Origin of the sequence: uncultured Veillonella sp. (assembly GCF_934190855.1) — a bacterium.
Taxonomy (GTDB): domain Bacteria; phylum Bacillota; class Negativicutes; order Veillonellales; family Veillonellaceae; genus Veillonella.
In genome coordinates, this window is the sequence record NZ_CAKPTN010000110.1 from 1 (window position 1) to 5407 (window position 5407).

Sequence of the window (5407 nt, forward strand, 5' to 3'; positions counted from 1 at the left end):
GGTTAATTATGAAAGAAATTCAAGGACAAAGTTTCCTACAAAATCATCCATGTTACAACAAGTCTGCTTCTGCTAATTGGGGACGCTTACATTTACCAGTAGCGCCGAATTGTAATATTCAATGTAATTATTGTAATCGTAAGTACGACTGTGCGAATGAAAATAGACCGGGCGTGACGCAGCACGTTTATACGCCACAAGAGGCAGCAGCCTTTGTGCATAAGGTATTTGATGCACGTAAGGATATTTCTGTTGTCGGCATTGCAGGGCCTGGAGATCCTATGTGCGATGCGGATAAGACACTGGAAACATTCCGCCTCGTTAAAAAAGATTTTCCTCATGTCATGCTCTGTTTATCTAGTAATGGCTTAGCAGTGCCTGATTATATCGATGAAATCGCTGACTTAGGGATTACTCATGTAACGATTACAGCTAATGCTATTGATCCAGAGATTGCAAAAAATGTATACTCCATGGTTCGCTACGAGGGGAATATCTACAAGGGAATCGATGGGGCCCGTATTTTATTAGAGCGTCAGGCTGAAAGTATCCGAAAATTAAAGGAAAAGAACATCATCGTTAAGATCAATACCGTAGTAGTGCCTGATGTCAATATGGACCATGTACCAGCTATCGCTAAACAAGCAGAAGCATGGGGCGTAGATTTGATGAACTGTATTGCTATGATTCCAGTTCATGATACAGCCTTTGAACATCACCGAGGTCCGACTTCAGAAGAAATCGATAACATGCGTCAATTTATTGGTCACTATGTTCCACAAATGACGCACTGTAAGCGCTGTAGAGCTGATGCTATCGGTCGTTTATGCGAAGCATAAAAGGCTATATACTCATGGTATATAGCCTTAACAGCGATATCTGTTATTTAGAGCTCTTTACAATTGTATTTAGAGCCGATAATGCAGCCTCTACATCTTCATGTCTGTTAGCGTAGCCAAAGGAGAAGCGTACGGTTCCCTCTGGATAGGTGCCTAAAGTTTGATGTGCTCGTGGAGCACAATGAAGACCAACGCGCGTCATGATGTGATAGGTTGACTCTAGTTCGTAAGCAATGCTTGCCGGATCCATATCATCTATCGTGATAGATACGACGGCTGTTCGATCTTGAATATCTTGTTTACCGATGATAGTAACTCCGTTTATTGACCGTAATCCTTCGAGGAAGGCTTTTGTCAAAGCTAGCTCGTGATTGTGGATATTCTCCATGCCGACTGATTCGATGTAGGAGAGACCTTCGTTGAGGCCGATGATGCCAGGTAGATTTAATGTACCTGCTTCAAAGGCGTCGGGCATATGGGTTGGCATCGTTTCTAAATGTGAAAAACTGCCCGTGCCACCGGCGATAAGAGGCGTTAAGGTTTGAGCCATTTCTTTGGTTAAAATAATACCACCGATACCTTGTGGGCCCAATAATCCTGTATGACCAGTAAAGCAAAGTGCATCGATATGACACGCTTTCACATCGATAGGGATAACACCCGCTGTTTGGGCTGCATCTAGAATGAAGTGTAGATTATGAGCATTACAGATTGGACCAATTGATTCAATAGGCTGCGCGGTGCCACATACATTGGATGCGTGATTGATAATTATAGCCACTGTATTTGGACGGATGAGTGACTCAATAGTTTCTACTTGGATAGAACCAGTCGTATCACAAGGGATACAGTCAAAGGTAATACCTTCATCCAATAGTTGTGTAAGAGGTCTCATCACCGCATTGTGTTCCATAGAGCTAACGAGGACGTGATCACCGGCTTTCAATAGGCCCTTGATAACCATGTTTAAGCTCATCGTTACATTTTGTGTAAAAATGACAGGAGATGGATCGTGTCCGTTGAATAAGGTATTTAGTCGTTGGCGCGTTGTATAGATAATATCCTCTACATCATAGGCTAGGGCATAGGAGCCACGGTTGATATTGATGCCCCGGTTCGTTATATAGTTAGATATAGCGCTAGCTACGTTTGGAGCTTTGGGGAATGTGGTACTCGCATTATCCAAATAAATATAGTTCATTGGTAATCTCCATGAATAACAAGGTGTATTTATGGTTATTATATCATGAGTCGTATGCTTGATAGGGTAGAAGCATATGCTCATATAGTTTTAGTGTAGTTAGTTTGAAAGGAGTTTATTATGAGTGGGTCTCATGAAAAACGGAATTTAATTATTGCAGGCCTAATTATTGGCGCTATTGCAGGCTTCCTCGTATTAGCTGGAAACCCGGGTAATATGGGCTTTTGCATTGCCTGCTTTATCCGTGATACCGTAGGTGGTCTAGGTCTACATCGTGCCGCACCAGTACAGTACATTCGCCCAGAAGTTATCGGTCTCATTTTAGGGGCCTATGTATTGTCTATGATTCGTGGCGAACATCAAAGCAAAGGTGGTTCCTCTCCAATTATTCGATTTATTCTCGGCTTCTTTGTTATGATTGGTGCATTGATGTTCCTTGGTTGTCCAATTCGCATGATCTTGCGCCTCGGCGGTGGTGATTTAAATGCATTATTCGGTATTGCTGGTTTTGCAGGCGGTATTGGATTTGGTACTATATTCTTGAAAAAAGGCTATTCTTTACAACGCACCTATGCGTTGAGCAAATTAGAATCTGCTATGATGCCTGCTATTCAAGTCGGGTTGCTCATACTTGTTGTTACGGCTCCAGCATTTATCTTCTTTAGCCAAAAAGGTCCTGGTGCTATGCATGCACCTTGGTTAATTTCTTTGGCGGCAGGCCTCGTGGTAGGTGGCTTATCTCAAGTTAGCCGTCTTTGTACAGTTGGTGGCTTCCGTGATTTATTCTTGTTCAAAAAATCTATTCTTATTTTTGGGTATCTTGCAGTACTTGTAGGTGTATTTTTAGTAAATATTAGTTTTGGCAATTTCCATCTTGGCTTTGAAAACCAACCGATTGCACATACAGACGGCTTGTGGAATTTCTTAGGTATGGCGCTTGCAGGTTTCTGCAGCGTATTGCTTGGTGGTTGTCCATTGCGTCAATTGATCATGACTGGTGAAGGGAATTCCGATTCCACTGTGACAGTACTTGGCCTGGCAGCAGGTGCAGCATTTGCTCATAACTTTGGTTTAGCTGCTTCTGGTGCTGGCCCTACATTAAATGGTCAAATTGCTGTGGGTGTTGGTTTTGTAGTGGCTCTTATCATAGCTATCCTTAATACAAAACGTGCCAATGCGTAGGCTAGAAGTGAGTAACTATGAAATACATTGCTACTTTTTACTCTCACTTTGGAGCCATTCGTTTTAAACGAGAGGCCCCTGAAGGGGTAACCAATATAGAACTTCGTCCAGTACCGCGCGATTTGAGTTCCTCTTGTGGAACGAGTGCCTCCTTTGATGCTAGTGAAAGCTTTACTTTTACAGAAGATTCAACGGACGAAATTGAACAAATCGTAGCTGTTACAGAGGGCGGTTATAAAACTATCTATGAAAGTCCTAATAAATAAGGTCTAGAGATTTTTAGTGCTGTTAATCCAAGTAGTTCTATAATTATTATATAATGTAAACAAGGAGTTATCCGTTGGATAGCTCCTTATTTGTTATACAGCCCTATATTTTTTTGTGGTTCACCAACAGTATATGTCATTGAATCTCCTAATATATATGGCATTTATAGATGGATATAAAAATTGTAAATGTAAGATGTATTGACTTAAACCTAACTTTAAGTTTTATACTATAAACATACTTGAAGTATAACACTAGTTATTTTGAGTGACAATATTTACAATCATTATACTTGGTTATGTATAGTGATTGTAGTTGAAGTAAATATAATTTGTATTGAAAGGATTACCATGAACTTAATTGATATAAAATCTCCAGTCGATTTAAAAGGCTTATCTATTTCTGAATTAACAGACTTAACGGCACAAGCTCGGCAAGCTCTCATGACAAAGGTATCTGAGCACGGCGGCCATTTTGGTCCACCTATGGGCGTAGCAGAAATGATCATGGCCTTGCACTATGTATTTAACTCTCCTGTAGATAAGATTGTATATGACGTATCTCATCAATCCTATGTACATAAGATGGTTACAGGTCGTGCGTTGGCGTTCTTAGATCACGATCATTATGATGATGTAACGGGCTATACAGATCCTACTGAAAGTGAGCATGATTTCTTTAACATTGGTCATACATCCACATCTATCTCCTTAGCATCTGGCCTGGCTACTGCTCGAAATTTAAAGGGCGACTCTGAAAATATTATTGCTATTATTGGTGATGGTTCTTTATCTGGTGGGGAAGCCTTTGAAGGTCTAGATTATGCGGCCACATTAGATAGCAATATGATTATTATCGTCAATGATAATGACCAATCCATTGCGGAAAATCATGGTGGCTTGTATCGTGGTCTTCGTGAGTTACGCGAGTCCAATGGTGAAAGCCCTAATAATATTTTCAAGGCTTTAGGTTTAGATTATCGTTTTGTAGCAAAGGGTAATGATTTGGAAACCCTAATCAATGTATTTAAGGATGTGAAAGATATCGATCATCCTATCGTGTTGCATGTGGTTACTCAAAAAGGTAAGGGCTATGCCATTGCAGAGCAACATAAAGAGAAGTTCCATTGGATCATGCCATTTGATTTAGAGACAGGTAAACTCAAAAAGGAACATCATGGTCCGACCTATGCTGGTACAATTGCGGACTATTTGATGGAACAAATTAAAGTAGATCCAACTGTGGTAGCTATTAATGCAGGGACACCAGGTGGCTTTGGCTTTAACTCTGAATGGCGTAAAGAAGCTGGTAAACAATATATAGATGTTGGTATTGCGGAAGAACATGCTGTTGCAATGAGTTCTGGTATTGCAAAAAATGGCGGTAAGCCAGTGTTCAGTGTAGATAGTACCTTCTTACAACGCGCTTATGACCAATTGGTTCAAGATCTTTGCGTCAATAATAATAGTGCAGTTATCATCAATCATATGGCATCTGTATATGGCATGAACGATGTCACTCATTTAGGGATCTTTGATATTCCTATGCTTACAAGCATTCCTAATTTAGTATACTTAGCACCTACTAATAATGAAGAATTGTTGGCTATGACCGAATATGCAGTGCATCAACACGAGCATCCTGTGGCCATTCGTGTTCCTGTAGGTGAATTTACATCTACTGGTGTAGCCGATACGACTGATTACAGTGTTTTAAATAAATCTGAAGTGACTCGTCGTGGTGAACGCATTGCCTTATTAGGTCTTGGTAATTTCTATCATCTAGCTAATCAAGTGGCTGATGAATTGGCTAAAGACGGTATTCATGCAACCGTAGTTAATCCTAAATTTGCTTCTGGCCTTGATAGAGCATTGCTGGAAGAATTGAAAGCAAATCATTCTGTAGTATTTACTTTGGA

5 protein-coding genes are annotated in these 5407 nt (G+C 40.5%); 4 read left to right on the top strand and 1 reads right to left on the bottom strand.

The genetic code is table 11. The annotated features are described in order from the left end of the window. Positions 1-839: radical SAM protein (locus Q0F90_RS06845; protein WP_296004308.1), on the top strand; the 839-nt coding region annotated here is incomplete at its 5' end. A 43-nt stretch (positions 840-882) separates the two neighbouring features. On the opposite strand, the gene Q0F90_RS06850 is transcribed toward Q0F90_RS06845, so the two are convergent. Further along, entirely contained in the window at positions 883-2040 is a 1158-nt protein-coding gene (locus Q0F90_RS06850; RefSeq protein ID WP_296004309.1) for an aminotransferase class V-fold PLP-dependent enzyme, read from the bottom strand. Between the two features lie 120 nt (positions 2041-2160). Between Q0F90_RS06850 and yedE the strand changes: the two genes are divergently transcribed. The 3 genes from yedE to Q0F90_RS06865 all read left to right on the top strand — a co-directional run. After that, on the top strand, positions 2161-3222 hold the full coding sequence (gene yedE / locus Q0F90_RS06855; protein WP_296004310.1) for a YedE family putative selenium transporter: 1062 nt from the start codon (positions 2161-2163) through the stop codon (positions 3220-3222). Between the two features lie 17 nt (positions 3223-3239). Then, entirely contained in the window at positions 3240-3488 is a 249-nt protein-coding gene (locus Q0F90_RS06860; protein WP_296004311.1) for a DUF3343 domain-containing protein, read from the top strand. 351 nt (positions 3489-3839) lie between these two features. Next, positions 3840-5407, top strand: a 1568-nt coding sequence (locus Q0F90_RS06865; protein ID WP_296004312.1) for a 1-deoxy-D-xylulose-5-phosphate synthase, incomplete at its 3' end; no start/stop codon positions are given.

What these genes read in the sequence shown, in the direction of transcription:
- Q0F90_RS06850 (WP_296004309.1), bottom strand. Translation starts at nt 2,040, where the DNA reads ATGAACTATATTTATTTGGATAATGCGAGTACCACATTCCCCAAAGCT.
- yedE (WP_296004310.1), top strand. Translation starts at nt 2,161, where the DNA reads ATGAGTGGGTCTCATGAAAAACGGAATTTAATTATTGCAGGCCTAATT.
- Q0F90_RS06860 (WP_296004311.1), top strand. Translation starts at nt 3,240, where the DNA reads ATGAAATACATTGCTACTTTTTACTCTCACTTTGGAGCCATTCGTTTT.